Origin of the sequence: Janthinobacterium sp. HH104 (assembly GCF_001758715.1) — a bacterium.
GTDB classification, from domain to species: domain Bacteria; phylum Pseudomonadota; class Gammaproteobacteria; order Burkholderiales; family Burkholderiaceae_D; genus Janthinobacterium; species Janthinobacterium aestuarii.
In genome coordinates this window covers 99,825-122,699 of sequence record NZ_LRIB01000013.1, presented here as the reverse complement: position 1 = coordinate 122,699, position 22,875 = coordinate 99,825, and the positions used below count along the sequence as shown (strand labels likewise).

Here is a 22,875-nt window from a genome sequence, read left to right as displayed (position 1 = left end):
TCACCACAGGCCTGCACTGGTATTTCATGTGGAGCACCATGGCCGAGCACCATGTCACGCGACCTTACCTGGCCCCGTCCTCCGGCTTTTGCGCCGGCGCCCTGAACCATTCCTCCGGCGGCACCACCTGCGATTCTTTCGGATCATCGATGTAGTGCGGCGAGGTGATCTGCACGTCGAACTCGTTGAAGACGTCGATGATGTTCTGGTGCAAGCGGTTCAGCACTTCGGCGCGCTGGCGGGGGACTTCGGCGCTGGCGTAGGCAACGAGACGGTATTGCACATAATAGTCTTGCAGGGCCAGTTGCATCACGTACGGTTTTGGCGAAGTGGACAGTTCCGGCGTGCGCGAGGCCGCCAGTTCCAGCATGGCGTGCACTTGCCGCCATGGCGTGGCATAGCCGATGGTGACGGTGGAGTCGAGCACGAAGCCGCCGCCGGGCTGGGCGCGCGAGTAATTCTTTGTCGTTTGCGACATCACCCACGCGTTCGGCAAGGCGACCTCTTCGCCCAGGCCCGTGCGCAAGCGCGTCTCGAACATGCCCACGTCGACCACCGTGCCTTCGCTGTCGCCCACGCGCACATATTCACCCTTGCGCAGGGCGCGCGTGTACATCAGGATCAGGCCGCTGGCGCCCTGCCCCACGATGCTCGACGCGCCGATCGACACCATCAGGCCGACCAGCACGGACAGGCCCTGGAAGGCCGCCGTGTGCGAGCCGGGCAGATACGGATACGCCATGGCCAGCGCGAACAGCCAGATCACCACGCTAGCGATGCGGCGCGTCGGCAGGGCCGTGTCCTTGTCGAGCCAGCCGATTTGCAATTCTCCGCTTTCCACGCGCTTGAACAGCGAGGCGGCCGTGGCGGCGATCAGGCGCGCGATGGCAAAGATCACGCACACCAGCACCAGCCCCGGCAAGGCGCCGATGATGGCGTGGAAGACGTCGGCCGCCACGTCGAACAGATAGCCGTTCAGGCTTTCGCCCCAGGAACGCGTGTAGGGCAAGCGGCCCAGCACGAAGGCGGCCCACAGATACGTGGCCATCAGACGCAAGCCCCACAGCACGGCGCTCAGCAGTTGATACGCAAAGGCGATGTAGTGTTCGGCATCGAGCACGCGCACATTCTTCAGGCGCACGTCGCGCAGGCGCGAGGCCAGCAGGATACCGCTGCGGCGCTTGGCCCAGCGATAGAAGCGCGTCAAGCCCATCCATACCAGCCAGAACACAAGCGTGGCGGCCGCGCACACGGCGGCGGCGATGGCCAGGTAGCGCCAGCTGCTCTGCTCGCGATAGTCAAACACGGCTTTGCTCAGTTCGCCGGCCGCCGCTTTCGCCACGCTTTCCGTCGTGTCGCCGGCCAGCAGGTTGACGTCGCCGGGCACGACGACGAACAGCTGCACGCCATCGAGCAGCACCTGTGTACCTTCGGAAATCGTGCGCGTGCTCGCCTGCAAGGGGCCGTTTTTTGCCAGCACGCTTTCCAGGCGGCGCTGCGCTCCGATGGCCCGCTCATCGGGCGGATAGCCGGCCAGCGCGGCGCGAAAGACAAATACCTTGCGATTGGCGAACATCAGCGGCGCCGTCCTGGCTGCGGTTTGCGATGGCGCCACGACGGTCCCGGCCTCCGCAACGAGCGCGGGCACGCCATCGTCCGCATGGGCTGCGGGCAGCAGGAAAATGGTCAACAGGCACAACAGGCGGAGCAACGCGGACATGGCGGAAATGAAAGAGTGACAAGGAGTAGCCATCATGCCATGTAATCCTGGAAACTCAAGGATCACACGTACTGCTCAGCTCGCATCATGGAAAATGATGCCCAGGGTGTGGCGCAAGCCTGAACGCAAGCGCGACACGCCATGGCGCATGTTCACGCGGTAAGTGCCGCGCGTGCCGTTCACGGGGCGCAGCGCGACGGGAAAGACGACGGCGTCGCCCTGCGCCAGCGACACCACTTCGGCGCGCGACTGCATGCGCGGGCGCTGCTCCGTCAGCACGAACTCGCCGCCCGTGAAATCGTCTTGCGGGCGCGACAGCAGCACGGCCAGCTGCAGCGGAAACACGTGCTCGCCATACAGGTCCTGGTGCAAACAGTTGTAATCGCCTTCGCGGTAGCGCAGCAGCAGAGGCGTGGGCCGGGTTTGCCCGGCCGCATGGCAGCGCGCGAGGAAATCGGCGTGGCTGGATGGAAAGCGCGTCCCGATGCCCATGGCGGCGTGCCAGCGGTTGGCAATCGCCGCCAAGGGGGAATACAAGCTCGCGCGCAAGGCGGCCACCACGTCCGGCAATGGATGCGCCCAATACTGGTACTCGCCCTGTCCAAAACCGTGGCGCTGCATCACGACCTTGCTGCGAAAGCCCGACGCGTCGTCATACTGGGCCGCCAGCGGCGCGCACTGCGCGGGATCGAGCAAGCCCGGCACGACGGCGCAGCCATGCGCATTCAGCTCATCTTCGATCCGCTGCCAATCAAGCGCCTTCACCGCTCGCCCTCGCGCTCGAGCAGCACCTGCTTGCGCTCCACGCCCCAGCGGTAGCCGGACAAGGCGCCATCGTTGCGCACCACCCGGTGGCAGGGGATGGCGACGGCCAGCGCATTGGCCGCGCAGGCACCGGCCACGGCGCGCGCGCCTTGCGGGGCGCCGATGCGCCGCGCCAGCTCGGCATAGCTGACCGTGCTGCCGGCGGGAATCTCGCGCAAGGCTTGCCACACGCGCTGCTGGAACACCGTGCCGCGCACGTCGAGCGGCAAGTCCAGCCCCAGGCCCGGCGCCTCGACCAGGCCGACGACTTGCGCCACCGTCTGTTCATAGTCGGCTTCCGCGCCGCGCAGCTCGGCTTGCGGAAAGCGGTCCTGCAAGTCGCGCAGCAGCACTTCCGGATCGTCATCGATGAGGATGGCGCAAATGCCCTTGTCCGTGCTGGCCACGAGGATGGCGCCCAGCGAGCAGGCACCGATGGCAAAGCGGATCACGGCGCCGCTGCCACCGGCGCGAAACGCGCCCGGCGTCATGCCCAGCAAGCCGGGCGTGGCCGCATACAGGCGGCCGCTGGAATTGAAGCCGGCCGCATACAAGGTTTCCGTGACATTCGCTTCGCCCTGCAAGCCGGCCTTGAGGCGCTCGCCGCGCCGCGCCGCCGCGTACGCTTTCGGCGTGATGCCCGTGTGCGCCTTGAAGACGCGGTGGAAGTGAAAGCGGCTCATGCCGGCCGCCTGTGCCAGGCTGTCGAGGTCGGGCAGCTCGTCGCTGGCGTCGATCAGCCGGCAGATGTCGGCCACGATGGCCGCCTGGCGCTGGGCCAGCGGCGGCAAATTCGGCTTGCAGCGCAAACAGGGGCGAAAGCCGGCCGCCTCCGCCTGCTCGCAACTGGCGTGGAAAGCCACGTTGCGGCGCAAGGCGGGACGCGCGGCGCAGGAAGGCCGGCAATACACGCCCGTCGTGCGCACCGAGTAATAAAAGACGCCGTCGGCATCGGGCGCGCGCCGCTGCAGGGCATCCCAGCGTTCATCGTCAGTCAGGTAAGCGTGTTCCATGGCGAACTCCGTGCAAGTCAATATTAAGAGCCTATCCCTGTAGATGAATACATCCCCTGCTGGGATAGGCTCCAAGTCACCAGCATAGCCAGCACGCGCGCGCGCCACACTCCGGCGCTTGCTTTTGAATTCAAAAAAAGGCTGGCGGCAGGCATCGTGCTCGGTGCTAAAATCGGCCATCGCGCCTCCAGCCGGCGGCGTGCCCTGCCCGCGCCCCGGAGAAACCGCATTGGACGATCACAATACACAAGAAAATACGCCCATTTTCCAGCGCATCAAGGATTTTCTGCTGGCCGGTATCGCCGCCGGACGCTGGAAGGAAGGCGACGTGATTCCATCCGAGCAAGCACTGGTAAAACAATTCGGCGTCTCGCGCATGACGGTCAATCGCGCCGTGCGCGAACTGACGAGCGAACAGGTGCTGACGCGGCGCCAGGGTTCCGGCACCTATGTGGCGCAGCAAAAATACCAGGCGACCTTGTTGGAAATCAAGAGTATCGCCGATGAAGTGCGCGCGCGTGGACATATCCACCGCAGCAGCTTGCAGTTGCTGGAACGCACCAAGGCGTCCGACTTGCTGGCCAAGCAATTCGGCCTGTTGCCCGAGCACCCGCTGTTCCACTCGCTGATCGTGCATTTTGAAAACGGCGTACCGATCCAGGTGGAAGACCGCTGGGTCAATCCCGAGTGCGCGCCCGATTACATGACACAGGATTTTTCCAGCATCACGCCGAACGAATACCTGATGGCGGCCGCGCCCCTGCAAGGCGCCACCTACAGCATCGAAGCGCTGTCGGCGCCGCGCGACATCGCCGAAATGCTGGCCATCGACACGAAACAGCCATGCCTGGTGCTGCGCCGCCAGACGCGCTCAGGCGGCAAGATCGCCTCGATCGCCACCATGTGGCATCCCGGACACCGATATCAGTTCGCCGGCAGTTTTACCTGAGGTCATACAACGCCATTCCGTAGCACGATTTCGCGCCAACTTTCTCTCAGATTCTCACCAAATCGCGAAAAAAACAGCCATTCCGGGGCAAAAAAAATCCCGTTTTGGCCGTTTCTGAACTTAACTACTGCGAGCAAATATTCGATGCTATAGTTGCCGCCAGAAAGCGCCGCAGGCGTTTATTTGAGCGCGCATCATGCACTGTCAGCCCAGTTCCATCATGCCCCAGAAAGGGATGCATTTGTCGTATTGCAGCCACACGAGTTTCAGCGCACCACGCCCTCGGCGCCCTGCGCTGCACCGGCTCGCTCATACGATGCTGGCGGCAGGCATGGCGCTTTCGTTGCCGGTGCAGGCGGCGGTACACGGCATGGCTCCAACAGTGCTGTGGCCGTACGCTGCCGCCAGCGCCAGCGCCCTGGCGGGAGTGGCTTGCTGGCAAGCATGGCGGCTGCGGCAACAGTTGCGCCGCCTGCTCCTGCCCGCGCACGCCCTGGCCGAACAGGATGCGGGGCAAGCCTTGCGCGGCGCGGCCTTGGCAGGCTGGACCTGGCGGCGCCAGTCCGGGCGGCTGCAGTTCGCGCCCCAGTACCAGGACGTGCTGGGCGACAAGAGCGCCAAGCTCGACCATACACTGGACGAGTGGCTGGCCGAAGTGCACCGCGACGACCGCGCGCGCCTGAGCCTGGCATTTCGCCAGCATCTGGACGGCCAGGCGCCCGGCACCTTCAATTGCGAATTCCGTTTGCGCCACAGCGACGGCCACTGGCGCTGGCTGCTGGCGCGCGGCGCCGTGCTGACACGCGCTTCGGATGGCGCCGCCACGCAGGCCAGCGGCATCATCTGCGATATCAGCGAACGCAAGCAGGATGAGCAATCGCGCATGCGCTCGATGCTGGAAGCGGCGCCCGAAGCCATGCTGGTGGCCGACGTCGAGGGCAAGGTGCATTACGCCAACCAGATCGGCGCGCGCTGCTTCGGCTATCCGCTGGCCGAATTGACGGGCATGTCGCTGGAACAATTGGTGCCGGAAAGCACGGCCAGCCATTCCGTGGGCGACCCGCAAGCGCGGCACAGCCTGCCGGGCCGGGTAATGATGGCGCGCCGCCGCGATGGCACGCACTTCCCCGCCAAGGTCAGCCTGTCGCCGCTGCGCATGGCCGGCCAGGTGTTTTCCATCGTCTCGCTGCGCGACATGACGCAGCGGCAACGCGCCGAGGAAGCGCTGCACGCGAGTTCGGAACGCTACCGCCTGATCGTGCAGACGGCCGCCGAAGGCATCTGGATGACGGGCGCGGACGGCAAGACCACCTTTGTCAATCCGAAGATGGCGCACATGCTCGGCTACACGGTACAGGAAATGCTGGGCCGTCCCCTGCTCGACTTCATGGACCGCGACAGCCAGCTGCTGATGCAGCGCCGCCTGGCCAGCCATGGCAGCTTCGCCAGCCAGCCGGACCAGGTCGATTTCCGCTTCTTCCGCAAGGATCAGTCCAGCCTGTGGGGCTTGCTGTCGAGCACCAGCATCCAGTCGGACAATGGCGAGCCGGGCGGCACCCTGGCGATGATCACCGACATCACGGAACGGCGCCAGGCATCGATCGCCCTGTCGAACTCGAGCCAGCGCATGGCGTCCGTCTTCGGCGCCGTGACGAATGGCCTGGTAGTGCAGGACAGCCACGGCCACATTCTGGAAAGCAACGCCGCCGCCGAGCGCATGCTGGCGGCCAGTCCTGCCGGCAACAGCCTGTGGCAAGCCATCCACGAGGACGGCTCCCCCTTCGACCAGCGCAGCCATCCCGTGCACATCACCCTGTCGACGGGTGTCGCCATGCGCGACGTGCTGATGGGCGTGCAGCAGCCGGACGGCAGCCTGTCGTGGCTGTCCGTAAATACCGAGGCCATCCGCGATGAGTACGGCAAGGTGGGCATGGTGGTGGCCAGCCTGACGGACATCACGTATCACAAGCGCAGCGAAAGCGCCTTGCGCGAACTCAATGAACATCTGGAAGAGCGCGTGGCGCAGCGTACCGAACAGCTCGACCAGGCCAAGCAGGTGGCCGAGGAAGCGAGCCTGGCAAAGGGACAATTCCTGGCCAACATGAGCCATGAAATCCGCACGCCGATGAATGGCGTGATCGGCATGGCGTATCTGGCCCTCAAAACGGATCTGGAACCGCGCCAGCGCGATTACCTGGAAAAAATCCGCTTTGCCGGAGAACACTTGCTGGGCATCATAGACGACATCCTCGACATCTCGAAAATCGAGGCGGGCAAGCTGGAGATCGAGCGCGTCAACTTCAGTTTCGACCATGTCGTGCAAACCCTGATGACGGTGGTGGCGCCGCGCGCCGCCGGCAAGAATCTGGAATTGCTGTTTGAAATCGACCCGCAATTGCCAGCCGTGCTCGTGGGCGACCCGCTGCGCCTGGGGCAAGTGCTGATCAACTACGCCAATAACGCCATCAAGTTCAGCGAACAGGGCAGCATTACCGTGAAAGTGCGCAAGGTGGTGGCGGATGCCAAGCACTGCCTGGTGCGCTTTGAAGTGTGCGACCACGGCATCGGCCTGTCGCAGGATGAAATGAGCAAGCTTTTCCAGTCCTTCCAGCAGGCCGACACCTCCACCACGCGCGAATATGGCGGCACGGGCCTGGGCCTGGCCATCTGCAAGCAGCTGGCGCAGCTGATGGGCGGCGACGTGGGTGTCGACAGCCGTCCCGGCGCCGGCAGCACCTTCTGGTTCACGGCCAACCTGGGCATTTCCGACCAGGCGGCGCCGGCCATGCTCGACAGCATGGTGCAGACGGCGGCCGCCATGCGCGCCAGCGCCGACGCGGCCCTGGTGATGCGCACGCTCAAGCATGCGCGCATCCTGCTGGTGGAAGACAATACGTTCAACCAGCAAGTGGCGCTGGAATTGCTGGAAGAAGCGGGCGCTTCCGTCTGCCTGGCCAACAATGGCGAAGAAGCGCTCGATTTGCTGCGCCAGACGCAGTTCGACTGCGTGCTGATGGACGTGCAGATGCCGCTGATGGATGGCTTGCAAGCGACGCGCCACATCCGCGCCGACCCGCAACTGGCGCATTTGCGCGTGCTGGCCATGACGGCCACGGCCACGAGCGAAGACCGCGTGCGCTGCCTGGACGCGGGCATGGACGATTTCATTTCCAAGCCCATCCAGCCGGCCATGATGTACCAGACCATCGCCAGCTGGCTGCCGGCGCGCGACACGCCGCCGCCACCGGCGCGCAGCCGCGCCGCGCCCGCCTTCAAGACCACCCTGGCCGGCGACCCGCAAGTGATCGACCTGTCCATCCTGGCCAAGTTGCTGGGCTACAACCCGGAAAAGGTGCGCAAGTTCGCCTTCAAGTTCCTGCAGACCACGCAGGATGGCTTTGGCGACATCGATGCGGCCCTGGCGCGCGGCGACGTGCACCAGGTGCGCGAACTGGGGCACCGCATCAAGTCGTCGGCGCGCACCGTGGGCGCCCTGGGATTGGCCGAACTGTGCCACAACCTGGAAACCCTGGCGCCGGGCGAACCGGCCGACGAGGCGGAGCGGGCACGGCGCATCGTGGAGCGCCTGTGGCCCCTGCTGGAACAGATTACCGAACAAATCATGAATAACACCAGCTTTGCCAATGACGATTAGCTACCGCCAAATTACGCTATGGCAAGGTATCGGCATCGACAGCGATGCATATCAACAGAAAGACATGACGATGAATACTGTATCAAACCAAGCAAGCCAGGAGCACAATGAAGCAGGCCTGGCACCGTTGCGCGTGCTGCTGCTGGACGACGACGTTTTCATGCTCGACGTGCTCAGCGACATGCTCGAGCAAATGGGCCCGTTCGACATCCGCTGCGAGTCGCACAGCGAACAGGCGCTGTCGACCCTGAAGCAGCACCAGCCCGACCTGCTGATCTGCGACCTGTCCATGCCCGACATCGACGGCATCGAATTCTTGCGCATGGCGGCTGAAAACGGCTTCCGCGGCGGCGTGGTCCTGCTGTCGGGCCTGCATTCGGCCGTGCGCCTGGCGGCCGAGCGCCTGGCCATGGCCAACGGCCTGCATATATTGGGCACCTTCCGCAAGCCGATGGAAAGCGCGGAATTGCAGCTGATGGTGAACTTGCAACTGCAACACACGGCGCGTCAAGCCAACGCCCAAGCCTGATCTCAAGGCCAGGCCGAAGAGGAGGGCACGGCGCCGCAGGCCAGCAGGCATGCGGCTTTGCCACCCTGCAAGCACGCGCGGAAGCGATATGCTGGCGATATGCCTCAAGTTTTTCTGCAATAATCGCCACGCTTTGAAAAAATGGGTTATTATTTCAGCCATCCCCGCCTGCATACCTCTGGTCGCACCTTCCAAGAACATTGAATTCGTGCCCATTGTCCCCATCTTCTCATTGCATTCCAGGAAGCATGGATGGCGAACCAGCGTATGGTTAATTCCAGGCATTATTGATCCCACCCTCATTTGAGGAAAATATGAGCGAAAATATCAAACACATTAGCGATGCATCTTTTGAAGCAGACGTCCTGCAATCCGAGTTGCCAGTACTGGTCGACTTCTGGGCAGAATGGTGCGGTCCCTGCAAGGCCATCGCTCCGATCCTGGAAGAAGTGGCCAAGGAATACGCCGGCCGCATCCAGATCGCCAAGATGGACGTGGACGCCAACCAGGCAGTGCCTGCCAAGTTCGGCATCCGCGGCATCCCGACCCTGATCCTGTTCAAGGATGGTGTTGCAGCTGCTCAAAAAGTAGGCGCCATGGCCAAGGGCCAGTTGACCGCTTTCGTCGACAGCAACATTTAATGTATGATGGGCAGCGCTGCGCCCGCAGCGCCGCCTGACTGAACAACCGGGAAGCGGCTTTGCCCTCATTCGTGCACAGCCTTCCCCAATAATTAATCAACGCCACGCAGTCCCCTCCCCTACCTTTACATCCCGTCTCGGGACACTCAACACATATGCATTTATCCGAACTAAAGGCCCTACACGTATCCGCCCTGCTTGAGATGGCGATCGGTCTTGACATTGACAACGCAGCCCGCTTGCGCAAACAGGAGCTGATGTTCGCTATCCTGAAAAAACGCGCCAAGTCCGGCGAACAGATTTTTGGCGATGGCGCCCTGGAAGTGCTGCCTGACGGCTTCGGCTTCCTGCGCTCGCCCGACGCCAGCTACATGGCGTCCACCGACGACATTTACATCTCCCCTTCGCAAATCCGCCGCTTCAATCTGCACACCGGCGATTCGATCGAAGGCGAGGTACGGACCCCGAAAGATGGCGAACGCTATTTCGCATTGGTCAAAGTCGACAAGGTCAACGGCGAATCGCCGGAGATGTCGAAACACCGCATCCTGTTTGAAAACCTGACGCCGCTGCACCCGAACGAGCCGCTGCGCCTGGAACGTGAAATGAATGGCCAGGAAAACATCACCGGCCGCATCATCGACCTGATCGCCCCGATCGGCAAAGGCCAGCGCGGCTTGCTGGTGGCGTCGCCGAAATCCGGTAAATCCGTGATCCTGCAGCACATCGCGCATGCGATCACGGCAAATCACCCGGACATCACGCTGATCGTGCTGCTGATCGACGAACGTCCGGAAGAAGTGACCGAAATGCAACGCTCCGTGCGCGGCGAAGTCGTCGCCTCAACCTTCGACGAGCCGGCCACGCGCCACGTGCAAGTGGCCGAGATGGTGCTGGAAAAAGCCAAGCGCCTGGTCGAAATGAAAAAAGACGTGGTCATCCTGCTCGACTCGATCACCCGTCTGGCCCGTGCCTACAACACCGTCATCCCTGCCTCGGGCAAGGTCCTGACCGGTGGTGTCGACGCGAACGCGCTGCAACGTCCAAAACGCTTCTTCGGCGCCGCGCGCAATATCGAAGAAGGCGGCTCGCTGACCATCATCGCCACGGCGCTGATCGAAACGGGTTCGCGCATGGATGACGTGATCTTTGAAGAATTCAAGGGTACCGGCAACATGGAAGTGCATCTGGAGCGCCGCCTGGCCGAAAAACGCGTCTACCCGGCAATCAACCTGAACAAATCGGGTACCCGCCGCGAAGAACTGCTGATCAAGCCGAACGAACTGCAAAAAATCTGGATCCTGCGCAAGTTGCTGTACTCGATGGACGAGATCGAGGCGATGGAGTTCATTCTGGACAAGATGAAAGCGACGAAAAACAACGCCGAGTTCTTCGACATGATGCGCCGCGGTGGCTAAATCCGCCTGTCGTGTATCGTAGGTCGGATTAGGCCCGCAGGGCCGTAATCCGACAACATTGTTGGCGAAGGCGGTGGTGTTGTCGGATTACGCGCTCGCGCGCTAATCCGACCTACGTTGCGCCACGCCGACCACACGCGATCATGCAAAGCCGCCTTCGGGCGGCTTTTTTATTGCCGCCGGCCCGAAAGCGCTATATAATCGACGGTTGCATTATTTTAAACCCTGGCAAGTGATCGGCAATCGGGTCAAGAAGCAAGACGACCGACGAAGTGCTGTTTGGCTACCTACTTAGAGAGAATCCCATGAAAGTCGATACCCATCCAGAATACCGCGAAGTTGTTTTCCACGATCTGTCGTGCGATTTCAAATTCGTTACCCGCTCGACCATCCAAACCCGCGAAAAAATCACCCACGACGGTAAAGAATACCCACTGGTGAAGATCGAGGTTTCGGCTGAATCGCACCCATTCTTCACGGGCAAGCACAAAATCGTCGATACCGCTGGTCGCGTCGAGAAGTTCCGTCAGAAGTTCGGTTCGGTTGGTTCGAAAACCGCAGTCGCAGCAGGCTAATTTTTGCCGCTTTGCGGCAAAAAAGGGCAGCTTCGGCTACCAGAGAAAAGGCAGCCACGGCTGCCTTTTTTGTCTTTGGCCGCTTTACTTTATACTCGCGCATACCCGACGCCATTCGTCGCGTCTTGCCACTATTCTGATACAACTATCGATGAAGCCAGTCCGCCTTCCCGCCGCTGCCACACTCGCGCTGCCACGATGGGCCTTGTTTGCGCTTGGCCTGCTGTACATCCTGCCTGGCCTGATCGGCCGCGAACCGTGGAAGAACGATGACGCCGCCAGTTTCGGCATCATGTGGACCATGGCGCATGGCGGCCTGAACGACTGGCTGTGGCCCAACATCGCCGGCCTGTCGCTGCCCGATGAAGGCCCGCTGGCCTTCTGGCTGGGCGCCATCTTCATCAAGCTGTTCGGCTGGATCGACGGCGACGTCTTCGGCGCGCGCATGTCGACCATCGGCATCTTCGTCGTCAGCACCCTGTCCGTCTGGTACACGGCCTTCAACCTGGGCCGCCGCAACGACGCCCAGCCGCTGCGCCTGGCCTTCGGCGGCCAGCCCGAGCCGGACGACTTCGGCCGCACCCTGGCCGATGCCGCCGTGCTCATCTATCTGGGCTGCCTGGGTCTGCTGCAGCACAGCCACGACATCACGGCCGAAGCCCTGTACGTGTCCCTGATGGCCTATCTGCTGTACCGCGCCGTGCGCTACGTGGAAGGCCCTTCCGTGCGCAATGCGGCCCTGCTGGGCCTGGCGCTGGGCGGCCTGACCCTCGCGCGCGGCTGGATCACGCCGGCGGCGCTGAGCATCGCCTTGCTGCTGTGCACCGTCTTCCTGCGCCTGCCGCTGCTGCGCAGCGTGCGCCATCTGGCGCTGGCCATCGTGATCGGCGCCGCGCTGACCCTCGTCTGGCTGCTGCCGGGCGAATGGCTGCGTCCGTATGGCCATTCGCCGCTGCAGGCATGGATGGAATGGAATTGCCGCCAGTTCAGCGCCCCGAGCCTGAAAAGCCTCCAGTATTTCTTGCGTGTCGGCATCTGGTTCTTCTGGCCCGCCTGGCCGTTCGCCGCTTGGGCCGTGTATGCCTGGCGCCGCCAGCACCACGTGCTGCACATCGTCGTGCCGCTGACCTTTGTCGCCATGCTGGCCATCCTGGGCCTGTGCCATCCCGATCCGGACCCGAGCCAGCTGCTGCCGCTGCTGCCGCCGCTGGCCGTGATGGCCGCGTTCGGCCTGCTGACCATGAAACGGGGCGCCATCAACGCCATCGACTGGTTCTCCGTGATGGTGCTGACCATCTGCGCCCTCGCGCTGTGGCTGTTCTGGTTCGCCATCCTGACGGGCTGGCCGCCGAAACTGTCGCATAACGCATTGAAACTCATGCCAGGCTTCAAGCCCGAGCTGGACTTGCTGGCCTTCTTTGTCGCCGCCTGCGCCAGCGCAGGCTGGGTGGCGCTCGTGCACTGGCGCATCTCGCGCCAGCCGGCCGTGCTGTGGCGCGCCGTGGTGCTGTCGTCCGGCGGCCTGATCCTGATCTGGGTGCTGATCATGACCTTGTTCCTGCCGCCGCTGAACTACAGCAAGAGCTACGCCAGCGTGGCGCACCAGATTTCCGTCCACCTGCCGCCAGGCAGCAAGTGCATCAACAGCAACGTCGGCGCCGCCCAGCGCGCCTCGTTCGCCTACTTCGGCCACCTGCCGTTTGCCAGCGTGGGGCAGCAGGAATGCGATGTGTTCTTGTTGCAAGACAGCATCAAGGTTCCCGACAACAAGGAAAAGCTGCCCGAGCATCACGGCGCGGACTGGATCAAGCTATGGGAAGGGCGCCGCCCCACGGATGACGTGGAACGTTTCCGCCTGTACCAGCGCGTCAGGTAAGCAGTAAAAAAACCGGGCCAGCCCGGTTTTTTTATGTCCGCCAGACAATTGCTGCCCGTAAGAAAAGTGTTGCCTTAAAATATAGTTAATTACCTAAATTGAACTAGAATTGTTTTTTATATTATAATAGCGGACTGCGCGATGGCGGTGTCTTGCTTTCCCGCCCTAATCGTCCCCAATTTACTATGAGATTGTCCATGAAATTATTTGCTACCCGCACCTTGCCGCTCATCAGCGCCGCCCTGTTCGCTTTCTCCTTCAGCGCGTCGGCCCAGGCCACCGTGGTTGACCTTGGCGTCGCCAATGGCTACTCGGCCTTCATCTTCGGCAACATCGGCAGCAGCGGCGCCAGCGGCTTTACCAGCGTCGGTGGCAGCATTGCCGCTGGCGGCAATATCTACCTCGACAACTACAACGTTGGCACGAACAAAAAGCCAGGCAGCGCCGTCAATTCCGTCGTTGCTGGCGGCAACCTGAACACGGGCTGGGGCACGCTAGGCGGTTCGGCCGTGTACGGCGTCAGCAACCCCAACGCCACCCTGACGGCGCCACAGTGGTTCCCAACCAACAACATCAGCAAAGGCAACGCGTCCACCCTGGACTTCGCGGGCGCCAAGCAGCAATTGACGACCCTGTCGGGCGACGTGGCCAAGCTGCAGTCGAACGGTACCGTGATCTCGCAATACGGCAACATGACCCTGGTGGGCAACGTCAACGCCGACGTGAACATTTTCAACATCGATGCGTCGAACCTGCATAACCTGACCCTGGACCTGTCCTCGCTGAAAAGCACGGCCAGCATCATCATCAACGGCACGGCCAGCAACATCACCCTGAGCGGCGGCTTCGACAATTTCGCCAGCTTCGCCAACCGTACGCTGTTCAACTTCGCCAACGCCACCACCACCAACTTGCAGAACGTCGGCATCAACGGCAGCATCCTGGCGCCGAACAGCGCGTTCTCGGGTTCGGGCGACATGAACGGCACCCTGATCGCCAATTCCGTCAGCTCGGTCAATTATGGCCACGTGGCGATGAACGGCGCCGGCTTCAACACGGTCAACGTGTCGGCCGTGCCGGAACCAGGCACCTACGCCATGCTGCTGGCCGGCCTGGGCTTGCTGGCCTTCATGCGCCGCCGTACGCCAGCGCGCGCACCGCAAGCCGCGATGGCCTGAGCTTTACGCTGAATCAATGCAAAACACCGGGCCGCGCGAGCGTCCCGGTGTTTTTTTATGGCTGACGAAAAACTTATTCCACGCTCAAGCCCAGATCCGTCGCCACCTGCTTGCGCAAGACATATTTCTGGATCTTGCCCGTCACCGTCATGGGGAATTCCTCGACGAAACGCACGTAGCGGGGAATCTTGTAATAGGCGATCTGCCCATCGCAGAAGGCGCGGATATCGTCGCTGGTGGCCTGCGTGCCGGGCCGCAAGATGATGCAGGCGCATAACTCTTCGCCATACTTGGCGTCCGGTACGCCCACGCATTGCACGTCGAGCACGCTCGGGTGGCGGTACAGGAATTCCTCGACTTCGCGCGGGTAGATGTTTTCGCCGCCGCGTATCACCATGTCCTTCGAGCGCCCGACGATGCTGCAAAAGCCGTTGTCATCGATCACGGCCAGGTCGCCCGTGTGCATCCAGCGCGCCGCGTCGATAGCTTCGCTGGTTTTTTCAGGGTCGCCCCAGTAGCCCTGCATCACGGAATAGCCGCGCGTGAGCAATTCGCCCTTTTCGCCGCGCGGCACGATCAGGCCTTCCGCATCGATGATTTTCACTTCCAGGTGCGGGTGGACACGGCCGATGGACGACACGCGCATTTCGCGCGGGTCTTCGATCGATGTCTGGAAGCTGACGGGCGACGTTTCCGTCATGCCATAGGCAATCGTGATTTCCGCCATGTGCATCAATTCGATGACCCGCGTCATAACTTCCATCGGGCACGGCGAGCCGGCCATGATGCCGGTGCGCAAGTTCGACAGATCGTATTGCTTGAAGTCGGGATGGTCGAGGATGGCGATGAACATGGTCGGCACGCCGTGCAAGCCCGTGCAGCGCTCGGCTTGCACGGTTTCCAGCACGGCTTTCGGATCGAAGCCTTCGCCGGGAAACACCATGGCCGCGCCATGCGTGACGCAGGCCAAGTTGCCCAGCACCATGCCGAAGCAGTGGTACAGGGGCACGGGAATGCACAAGCGGTCCTGTTCGGTGAGGCGCATGGCTTCGCCGATGAAAAAGCCGTTGTTCAGGATATTGTGGTGCGTCAAGGTGGCGCCTTTCGGCGCGCCTGTCGTACCGGACGTGAACTGAATGTTGACGGCGTCGTCAAACTGCAAGCCAGCGCTCACTTCTTCCAGGTGCGCGAGGTCGGCATCGGCAATACCGTCCATCAGGGCGTCGAAGTTGTGCATGCCCGGCGTGGCGGCCGCGCCCAGGCGGATGACGTGGCGCAATTGCGGCAGGCGCGGCGATTGCAGGGCGCCGGCGCGCGAACGGGCGATGTCCGGCACCACGTCTTGCACGATGGCCAGATAATCGCTGGACTTGAAGCTGGGCGACAGGATCAGCGCGCTGCATTGCACCTTGTCGAGCACGTATTCGAGTTCCGAGCGCCGGTAGGCGGGGTTGATGTTGACCATAATCAAGCCGGCTTTCGCCGTGGCAAACTGGGTCAATACCCATTCGGCGCAGTTCTGCGACCAGATGCCGACCCGGTCACCCGGTTGCAAGCCCAGTTTCAGCAAGCCGGCGGCCAGCCGGTGCACGCGCTGCTGGAACTCAAGATAGGTCCAGCGCACGTTCTGGTGCGCCACGATGAGGGCGTCGTGCTGGCCATAGCGGGCGGCGATGCCGTCCAGGTAGGCACCGATGGTAGCACCGATCAACGGCGTCTCGTGGGCGCCGTGTACATAACTGATTGCTTGCATGCTGTCTCCGGGGTGGGTGGCGCGGCGCGCTCTTGTTATCGTCTTCGATGCAGAAAATTATAGCCGCAACCGCCCCCGCCCTGCGTCAGCTTGCTGTAATGTGCAGGCCAGCACATCCGACACTCACGGCACCATGACAGGCAACACCGAGCACACGCCCGAACAGGGCTTCATCCTGACCCGCCACTGGCGCGATACCAGCGCCGGCACGGAAGTCGATTTCTGGCTGGCAACGGATGCCGGGCCCCGCCACGTGCGCCTGCCCGTGCAGACGGCCGTCGCCTTCCTTCCCATGGAGCAGCAGGAACAGGCGCAACAGCTGCTGCGCGGCGAGCGCCATGCGGAGCTGCGTCCCCTGTCGCTGTGCGATTTTCACCACCGCCCCGTGCTGGGTCTGTACTGCAAGCAATACCGGCATTTGCTGAAGCTGGAAAAGCAGCTGCGCGCGCAAGGCGTCGACGTGTACGAAGCCGACATCCGCCCGCCCGAGCGCTACCTGATGGAGCGTTTCATCACGGCACCGGTATCGTTCAGTGGAGAAACGGAAGTACAGCTGAAACCGGCGCCCGGCTACCGCCCCACATTAAAACTGGTGTCGCTCGATATCGAGACGACGGCCCATGGCGAGCTGTATTCGCTGGCCCTGGAAGGCTGCGGCCAGCGCCAGGTCTACATGCTGGGGCCGCCAAACGGCGGCGATGACGCCTTGGACTTCGACCTCGAATACTGCGACACGCGCGCACAGATCCTCGAACGCCTGAACACATGGATGGAGCGCCACGATCCCGACGCCATCATCGGCTGGAACCTGGTGCAATTCGACTTGCGCGTGCTGCGCCAGCACGCCGAGCGCTGCCAGGTACCGTTGAAACTGGGACGCGGCGGCGCCGTGATGGAATGGCGCGAACACGGCGGCAAGCAGGAACACTATTTTGCGGCCGCGGCGGGGCGTCTGATCATCGACGGCATCGAAGCCTTGAAATCGGCGACGTGGAATTTTTCCTCGTTCAGCCTGGAAAACGTGGCGCAGACGCTCTTGGGCGAAGGCAAGTCCATCGATAATCCCTATCAGCGCATGGCCGAGATCGACCGGCGTTTCCGCGAAGACAAGCCGGCGCTGGCCCGCTACAACCTCAAGGATTGCGAGCTGGTCACGCGCATCTTCGCCAAGACCGAGCTGCTGACCTTCTTGCTGGAACGGGCCAGCGTGACGGGCCTGGCGGCCGACCGCAGCGGCGGCTCCGTGGCCGCCTTCGAGCACCTGTATTTGCCGCTGATGCACCGGCAAGGTTACGTGGCGCCCAACCTGGGCGACGTCTCCGGCGAAAACAGCCCGGGCGGCTTCGTCATGGATTCCCAGTCGGGCCTGTACGATTCCGTGCTCGTGCTCGACTACAAAAGCCTGTATCCGTCCATCATCCGCACCTTCCTCATCGATCCCGTGGGCCTGGTGGTGGGTACCAGTGGCGATGAAGCCGATACCGTGCCCGGCTACCGGGGCGCGCAATTTTCACGCATTAAACATTGCCTGCCGGCCATCGTAAAGCAGGTGTGGCAGGGGCGCGAGACGGCCAAGCGCGAACGCAACGCGCCTCTGTCGCAAGCCTTAAAAATCATCATGAACGCGTTCTATGGCGTGCTGGGATCGAGTGGCTGCCGCTTTTTCGATCCGCGCTTGGCCTCGTCGATCACCTTGCGGGGCCACGACATCATGCACCGCACGCGCGAGCTGATCACCGAGCAGGGCTATCAAGTGATCTACGGCGACACGGATTCCACCTTCGTGTGGCTGAAAACGGCGCATACGGATGAAGAGGCGGGCAAGATCGGCCGCGCCCTGGTGGCGCACGTGAATGCCTGGTGGAATACCTATCTGCGCGATGAGTTCGGCCTCGAGAATGCGCTGGAGCTCGAATTCGAGACGCATTACCGGCGTTTCCTGATGCCCACCATCCGCGGCTCGGAAGAAGGCAGCAAGAAGCGCTATGCGGGCCTGGTCGGCAAACCCGATGGCAGCGAGGACATGGTCTACAAGGGTCTGGAAACCGTGCGCAGCGACTGGACGCCGCTGGCGCAGCAATTCCAGCAGGACTTGTACCGCCGCATCTTCCAGCGCGCCGCCTATCAGGACTATGTGCGCGACTACGTGGCGCGTACCGTGCGCGGCGAGTTCGACGCTTTATTGGTCTACCGCAAGCGATTGCGCCGTCCGCTCGATGATTACCAGCGCAACGTGCCGCCCCACGTGCGCGCGGCGCGCACGGCCGACGCCTATAACCTGGCGCAGGGACGGCCGCTGCAATACCAGAACGGCGGCTGGATCAGCTATGTGATCACGGTGGCGGGGCCGGAACCGCTGGAAACGCAGCGCTCGCCCATCGACTACCACCATTACCTGACGCGCCAGCTGCAACCGGTGGCCGACGCCATCCTGCCCTTCCTCGGCGACGATTTTTCGCGCCTCGTGTCGGGCCAGCAGGATTTGTTTTAGATCAATTTTGCTGACCTGGGCGGCCAAGCTGAGGTAATATCGGCGCCTTCCGGGCTTATCTGACCCTGTCCGCGGGCGCTGTGCGCCGTGGCAGCGTAAAATACGCCATGGCGAAAGAATAAGAGCTGCATGCAGAAGAAGATGCCATTCCAGACGAGAATCGTTCGCAACAGAATTTTCCTCGCTGAAATGGCGCATAATTTACAACTATGTTGAACCAGCGGGCAGTCGCACCAGCCATCTGCCCTGCTAATTTTAGAATGAATTGACACCATGACCGAGATCACGTCCTTAAGAGACATCCCGCAAAAAAATATCTTCCGCAAGGGCGACACCTTTGTGCTGTTCGGCGAGCTGTTCGGCCGCGGCTATGTAAATGGCTTGCTGGACGAAGCACGCAAGGCGGGCATGAATATCGTCGGCATGACGGTCGGCCGCCGCGATGAAAACATGGCGCTGCGCCCGCTGAACGCGGAAGAGCTGGCCGAAGCGGAAGCCAACCTGGGCGGCCGCATCATCAATGTGCCGCTGATGGCCGGTTTCGACCTCGACGCGCCAGCCGGCGAACCGACGCCGACGGCACTGCTGGCCGACATGACCCTGAAGAGCTGGCAAGAAGACAAGCTGGACTGGGCGCAGATCGAACGCTGCCGCGAAGCCGGCATCGCCCGCTTCAGCGCTTCCGTGGCCAAAGCCATGGCCGAGCTGGACAGCCTGATTCCTGACGGCAGCAATGTGTATTTCGCCCACACCATGGCTGGCGGCATTCCGAAAGTCAAAGTCTTCCTGGCGATCGCCAACCGCATCTACAAAGGCCGCGGCGAGCGCTTCATGTCCTCGCGCGCCCTGCTCGACAGCGACCTGGGCAAGCTGATCCTGATGAACTTCGACGAAGTCACGGCCAACACCCTGCAGCACCTGATCGACGGCAGTGCCGCCATCCGCGCCCGCATCGAGCAAACGGGCGGCCAGGTGCGCTACAGCGCCTACGGCTACCACGGCACCGAGATCCTGATTGACGGCAAGTACCAGTGGCAAACCTACAGCAACTACACGCAAGGCCTGGCGAAGATGCGCCTGGAAAACGTGGCCAAGGCCGCGTGGGACAAAGGCATCAAGGCCACCGTCTTCAATTGCCCGGAAATCCGCACGAACTCGTCCGACATTTTCGTCGGCGTGGAACTGTCGCTGTTCCCGCTGCTCGACGCGCTGAAAAAAGAAGGCGGCAGCGCCTGGGCCGAAGAGCAATGGAAAATCTGCCAGGGCTTGCTGGAAGATGGCGTTTCGCTGCAAGACTTGCTCGACCGTATCGCCGCCTACAATGGCGACGCGACCAGCGTGCAATTCCGCAACTTCGCCGCCTGGCCGATGGACAACACGCCAGAGCTGGCCGACGTCATGATCGGTACCTCGGACGACATCACCAAGCTGCACAAGGACCGCAAGGAACTGATCACCGACCACCTGAGCTCGCTGGTACTGGAAGGCACGGGCCCGCTGATGTTCCACACCATGTCGGAACCGCCGGCACCGGTCGTCTGGCTCAACCACGACATCATCGCGCGCCAGCTGAACTCGGCTCACAACTGAGCTTGATCTAGCAGCACAGCACCGACGGCCCGGCTCATCCCCGGGCCGTCGGCGTTTTCGGCGCCCCGTTATGCCCGTACGATGGATACGCCACCGTCGGCCAGCAGCGCCGTGCCAGTGGTAAAGCTCGATGCATCGGACGCCAGGTACAGCGCCGAGCGGGCGATCTCGTCCGGCGTGGCCAGGCGTTTCAATGCGTGCAGTCCCGCCACGAAGGCCTGCGCCTCGGGCGTACTGGCCACTTGCCGCCCCAACGGTGTATCGGTACCGCCCGGCAACAAGGCATTCACGCGGATGCCCGCCGCGCCATACTCGGCCGCCAGGGCCTTCGTCAAGCCGATCACGCCCGCCTTGCTGGCCGCATACGCCGCCATGCCGGGCATGCCCAAGGTATGGCCGACGAAGGTCGAGGTGAAAATCAGCGAGCCGCCGCCGCGCGCCGCCATGGCTGGCAACTGGTATTTTGCCGCCAGGAAGGCGCTCGTGAGATTGGTATCGACCGTCGCCCGCCAGTCTTCCAGGGCAACTTCCTGCGTGGGCCCCATGGGCCCCAGGGTGCCCGCATTATTAAAAGCGATATCGAGGCCGCCAAAGCGTTGCAGCGCCAGCGCCACGGCCCCTTGCGCACACGCGGCGTCGCCCACATCGCCCACGCAGGCCACGGCTTGCGCGCCACCGTCCGCCAGTTGCGCCACGAGCGCATCGAGCTCCGCCCGCCGCCGCGCCACCAGCACCAGCCGCGCACCATGGCGGGCAAACAGCCGCGCCGCCGCATACCCGATGCCCGAGCTGGCGCCCGTGATGATGGCGACCTTGTTGTCCAGTTGCTTCATGGGATATCCCTCCAGGTGAATGAAGGGACACGATAGAACGGCAGGCCAGGCGCAGCACTCCGCTTCTTGCGCTGGAATCGGCGCGTTCAAAGACTTTCAACGCTTGTGCAAAACACACGCCAAGCATAAAACTTGCCAGATTGTGACAAATCAGTGATAATGCGTCTCGCGTTGCCGGGATGGCGGAATAGGTAGACGCACGGGACTCAAAATCCCGCGCTGGAAACAGCGTGCCGGTTCGATTCCGGCTCCCGGCACCACAGAACAATTCAAAGTAGTACAGGTAAAGCCATTAAATCAAAAGGATTTAGTGGCTTTTTTTTGTCCAACCGATCCGTACTTTCTCGATAAAAAGCAATAAGTGTCACCGGGGCGGAAGCACGCGAAGCACACCAGGCCTCAGGGCAACGCGGTAGATATTCTGGTTGAGCCGAACTGGAGCGATCAAGTTGCTGCCATCGAGCCCCACAGGCGGCTTTCAATCTGCACCCCAGGGATCGGAAGATAGCCAGCGCACGCATAAGAAACGACATAAGCTTGCTAGAAATTGCCTCAGACTATCAAGTGCAGTAAGCTCCTAAGCAAGCAACACTAGCATGCATTTTTACGATAACGCCTGCAAGTAGTCCACCATCCCCATATCCTGGATTGAATTTTGAAGAAAATTACCGAATTAACAGGCTTGAGATGCCTGGCCGTCATGATGGTTGTGATTGGTCATGCCCAACAAACAATCCAAGGAGGATATAGTGGATGGTTATCGCCACTAAAACCATTTGCAAACGGGTATCAGGGGGTTTTAATATTTTTTGTTTTGAGCGGCTTCTTAATTACAAACATATTAAAATCAGAATATACGCTATCCGGGAAAATTGATTACGCACGGTTTTATTACCGTAGAGCGTTAAGAATCTGGCCGGCCTCTTATGCCGTCATCCTGGTCATCGTCATTTTTTCGGCGATTGGATTCATTAATGTCGCATGGCAGCAGTCAATATTTGCAGCCCTTCACTTATGGAACTATTCTGGCCCCTTGGGTTTAAAAGAAATACATGCATCGCATCCAGATGGCGTGTGGTACTTCGGCCACTTTTGGAGTCTTGCATTAGAAGAGCAGTTCTATTGGGTCTGGCCTCCCTTGCTGATCTTTTTGCTACGCCGTAAGAATGATCAAATTTTACCGGCTCTCATTATCACAATCCCCCTTGTGCGCATGGGAACCTATGTACTGTTCCCCGGCCTTCGTGACTACTTGGGCATGATGTTACACACCAGTGTAGATGCGATGCTGATTGGCTGTTATGTCGCCATGAAGAAAGATAAAATAAATAGCATCATGGACTCTTCAAAATATACTTCCACCATTTGCACCATCTCAATTTTCATCTTGCTGTTTGCCATCCCACCAATTGCAAATAATTATGGAGGCTACTGGAACGCGACTTATGGAAGAACAATTGAAGCAATACTTGCAAGCATACTCATGTTGTCAGTTATCAACATTAAAGATTTTTGGCTATCAAAAATCCTAAGAACTCGCATATTCATATTCATTGGAACAATTTCATTTAGCCTATATCTTTGGCAACAAATTTTCCTTGGCATTAATTCGCCGTTTGCATTTAAATTTCCATTCAATATAATGCAAGCTATTGCTGCAGCAAGCCTGAGCTACTGGTTGATAGAAATGCCCTTCCTAAGAATAAAAAGTAAAATGAAATCAAAAATTAATATCTCAAATATAGACACATCCCTTCAGGGTGAATTGAAAACCAAAGAAAAAGCTACCTGACATGATGAGGTGAGCGGCCAAAACAAGGACCGCTCACCATGTTCAGCGCCCACGACAG

The 22,875-nt window shown here is 61.2% G+C and carries 16 protein-coding genes and 1 tRNA gene; 12 read left to right on the top strand and 5 right to left on the bottom strand.

Annotated elements, in window-relative coordinates; genetic code table 11:
- Positions 1 to 64: 64 nt before the first annotated feature.
- The 3 genes from JAB6_RS01410 to ada form a co-directional block, all read right to left on the bottom strand.
- Positions 65 to 1,720, bottom strand: coding sequence for a mechanosensitive ion channel family protein (locus JAB6_RS01410; RefSeq protein WP_070301102.1), 1,656 nt, complete (start codon positions 1,718 to 1,720; stop codon positions 65 to 67).
- A gap of 75 nt (positions 1,721 to 1,795) precedes the next feature.
- The gene (locus JAB6_RS01405) at positions 1,796 to 2,485 is read right to left on the bottom strand and encodes a 2OG-Fe(II) oxygenase (RefSeq protein WP_139143244.1); all 690 of its coding nucleotides are present in this window, start codon (positions 2,483 to 2,485) and stop codon (positions 1,796 to 1,798) included.
- Positions 2,482 to 3,537, bottom strand: a complete 1,056-nt coding sequence (gene ada, locus JAB6_RS01400; protein ID WP_070301101.1) for a bifunctional DNA-binding transcriptional regulator/O6-methylguanine-DNA methyltransferase Ada — start codon at positions 3,535 to 3,537, stop codon at positions 2,482 to 2,484. Before ada ends, JAB6_RS01405 begins: the two co-directional genes overlap by 4 nt.
- A gap of 229 nt (positions 3,538 to 3,766) precedes the next feature.
- Between ada and hutC the strand changes: the two genes are divergently transcribed.
- The 8 genes from hutC (at position 3,767) to JAB6_RS01360 (ending at position 14,358) form a co-directional block, all read left to right on the top strand.
- Positions 3,767 to 4,486 carry a histidine utilization repressor gene (gene hutC, locus JAB6_RS01395; RefSeq protein WP_070301100.1) on the top strand — a complete coding sequence of 240 codons (720 nt, stop codon included), beginning with the start codon at positions 3,767 to 3,769 and terminating at the stop codon, positions 4,484 to 4,486.
- Positions 4,487 to 4,817: 331 nt separating this feature from the next.
- A complete protein-coding gene (locus JAB6_RS01390; RefSeq protein ID WP_070301461.1) occupies positions 4,818 to 8,141 on the top strand; it encodes a PAS domain S-box protein in 3,324 nt (1,107 codons plus the stop codon).
- Positions 8,142 to 8,211: 70 nt separating this feature from the next.
- Entirely contained in the window at positions 8,212 to 8,670 is a 459-nt protein-coding gene (locus JAB6_RS01385; protein WP_051990864.1) for a response regulator, read from the top strand.
- Positions 8,671 to 8,984: 314 nt separating this feature from the next.
- Positions 8,985 to 9,311, top strand: coding sequence for a thioredoxin TrxA (gene trxA, locus JAB6_RS01380; protein WP_034746251.1), 327 nt, complete (start codon positions 8,985 to 8,987; stop codon positions 9,309 to 9,311).
- Positions 9,312 to 9,466: 155 nt separating this feature from the next.
- Positions 9,467 to 10,729, top strand: a complete 1,263-nt coding sequence (rho, locus tag JAB6_RS01375; RefSeq protein WP_034746249.1) for a transcription termination factor Rho — start codon at positions 9,467 to 9,469, stop codon at positions 10,727 to 10,729.
- Between the two features lie 305 nt (positions 10,730 to 11,034).
- The gene (locus tag JAB6_RS01370) at positions 11,035 to 11,304 is read left to right on the top strand and encodes a type B 50S ribosomal protein L31 (RefSeq protein WP_034746247.1); all 270 of its coding nucleotides are present in this window, start codon (positions 11,035 to 11,037) and stop codon (positions 11,302 to 11,304) included.
- A gap of 151 nt (positions 11,305 to 11,455) precedes the next feature.
- Positions 11,456 to 13,180: a glycosyltransferase family 39 protein gene (locus tag JAB6_RS01365; RefSeq protein WP_070301099.1), complete on the top strand. Its 1,725-nt coding sequence runs from the start codon at positions 11,456 to 11,458 to the stop codon at positions 13,178 to 13,180.
- 197 nt (positions 13,181 to 13,377) lie between these two features.
- The gene (locus JAB6_RS01360; protein WP_070301098.1) at positions 13,378 to 14,358 is read left to right on the top strand and encodes a choice-of-anchor A family protein; all 981 of its coding nucleotides are present in this window, start codon (positions 13,378 to 13,380) and stop codon (positions 14,356 to 14,358) included.
- A 73-nt stretch (positions 14,359 to 14,431) separates the two neighbouring features.
- On the opposite strand, the gene JAB6_RS01355 is transcribed toward JAB6_RS01360, so the two are convergent.
- Complete coding sequence (locus JAB6_RS01355; protein WP_070301097.1) at positions 14,432 to 16,111, bottom strand: AMP-binding protein; 1,680 nt, start codon at positions 16,109 to 16,111, stop codon at positions 14,432 to 14,434.
- Between the two features lie 133 nt (positions 16,112 to 16,244).
- Here JAB6_RS01355 and JAB6_RS01350 point away from each other — a divergent pair, with 133 nt between their 5' ends.
- Together JAB6_RS01350 and JAB6_RS01345 are read left to right on the top strand one after the other, a co-directional pair.
- A complete protein-coding gene (locus JAB6_RS01350) occupies positions 16,245 to 18,602 on the top strand; it encodes a DNA polymerase II (RefSeq protein WP_070301096.1) in 2,358 nt (785 codons plus the stop codon).
- A 273-nt stretch (positions 18,603 to 18,875) separates the two neighbouring features.
- Positions 18,876 to 20,192 (top strand): hypothetical protein, encoded by a 1,317-nt coding sequence (locus tag JAB6_RS01345; protein ID WP_070301095.1) that lies wholly within the window; start codon positions 18,876 to 18,878, stop codon positions 20,190 to 20,192.
- 68 nt (positions 20,193 to 20,260) lie between these two features.
- Here JAB6_RS01345 and JAB6_RS01340 read toward each other — a convergent pair whose 3' ends face one another.
- Positions 20,261 to 21,025 (bottom strand): SDR family oxidoreductase, encoded by a 765-nt coding sequence (locus tag JAB6_RS01340; protein WP_070301094.1) that lies wholly within the window; start codon positions 21,023 to 21,025, stop codon positions 20,261 to 20,263.
- A gap of 173 nt (positions 21,026 to 21,198) precedes the next feature.
- On the opposite strand from JAB6_RS01340, the gene JAB6_RS01335 reads away from it, so the two are divergent.
- Both JAB6_RS01335 and JAB6_RS28280 read left to right on the top strand, forming a co-directional pair.
- Positions 21,199 to 21,285, top strand: a tRNA-Leu gene (locus tag JAB6_RS01335).
- A gap of 395 nt (positions 21,286 to 21,680) precedes the next feature.
- Positions 21,681 to 22,817 (top strand): acyltransferase, encoded by a 1,137-nt coding sequence (locus JAB6_RS28280; protein WP_139143243.1) that lies wholly within the window; start codon positions 21,681 to 21,683, stop codon positions 22,815 to 22,817.
- Positions 22,818 to 22,875: the final 58 nt, after the last annotated feature.

Bases quoted from the DNA above. Each gene is read 5' to 3' on its own strand.
- JAB6_RS01350 (WP_070301096.1), top strand. From the start codon at position 16,245: ATGACAGGCAACACCGAGCACACGCCCGAACAGGGCTTCATCCTGACC.
- ada (WP_070301101.1), bottom strand. From the start codon at position 3,537: ATGGAACACGCTTACCTGACTGACGATGAACGCTGGGATGCCCTGCAG.
- JAB6_RS01365 (WP_070301099.1), top strand. From the start codon at position 11,456: ATGAAGCCAGTCCGCCTTCCCGCCGCTGCCACACTCGCGCTGCCACGA.
- JAB6_RS01345 (WP_070301095.1), top strand. From the start codon at position 18,876: ATGACCGAGATCACGTCCTTAAGAGACATCCCGCAAAAAAATATCTTC.
- JAB6_RS01370 (WP_034746247.1), top strand. From the start codon at position 11,035: ATGAAAGTCGATACCCATCCAGAATACCGCGAAGTTGTTTTCCACGAT.
- JAB6_RS01355 (WP_070301097.1), bottom strand. From the start codon at position 16,111: ATGCAAGCAATCAGTTATGTACACGGCGCCCACGAGACGCCGTTGATC.
- JAB6_RS01410 (WP_070301102.1), bottom strand. From the start codon at position 1,720: ATGTCCGCGTTGCTCCGCCTGTTGTGCCTGTTGACCATTTTCCTGCTG.
- rho (WP_034746249.1), top strand. From the start codon at position 9,467: ATGCATTTATCCGAACTAAAGGCCCTACACGTATCCGCCCTGCTTGAG.
- JAB6_RS01340 (WP_070301094.1), bottom strand. From the start codon at position 21,025: ATGAAGCAACTGGACAACAAGGTCGCCATCATCACGGGCGCCAGCTCG.
- JAB6_RS01390 (WP_070301461.1), top strand. From the start codon at position 4,818: ATGGCGCTTTCGTTGCCGGTGCAGGCGGCGGTACACGGCATGGCTCCA.
- JAB6_RS01385 (WP_051990864.1), top strand. From the start codon at position 8,212: ATGAATACTGTATCAAACCAAGCAAGCCAGGAGCACAATGAAGCAGGC.
- trxA (WP_034746251.1), top strand. From the start codon at position 8,985: ATGAGCGAAAATATCAAACACATTAGCGATGCATCTTTTGAAGCAGAC.
- JAB6_RS01360 (WP_070301098.1), top strand. From the start codon at position 13,378: ATGAAATTATTTGCTACCCGCACCTTGCCGCTCATCAGCGCCGCCCTG.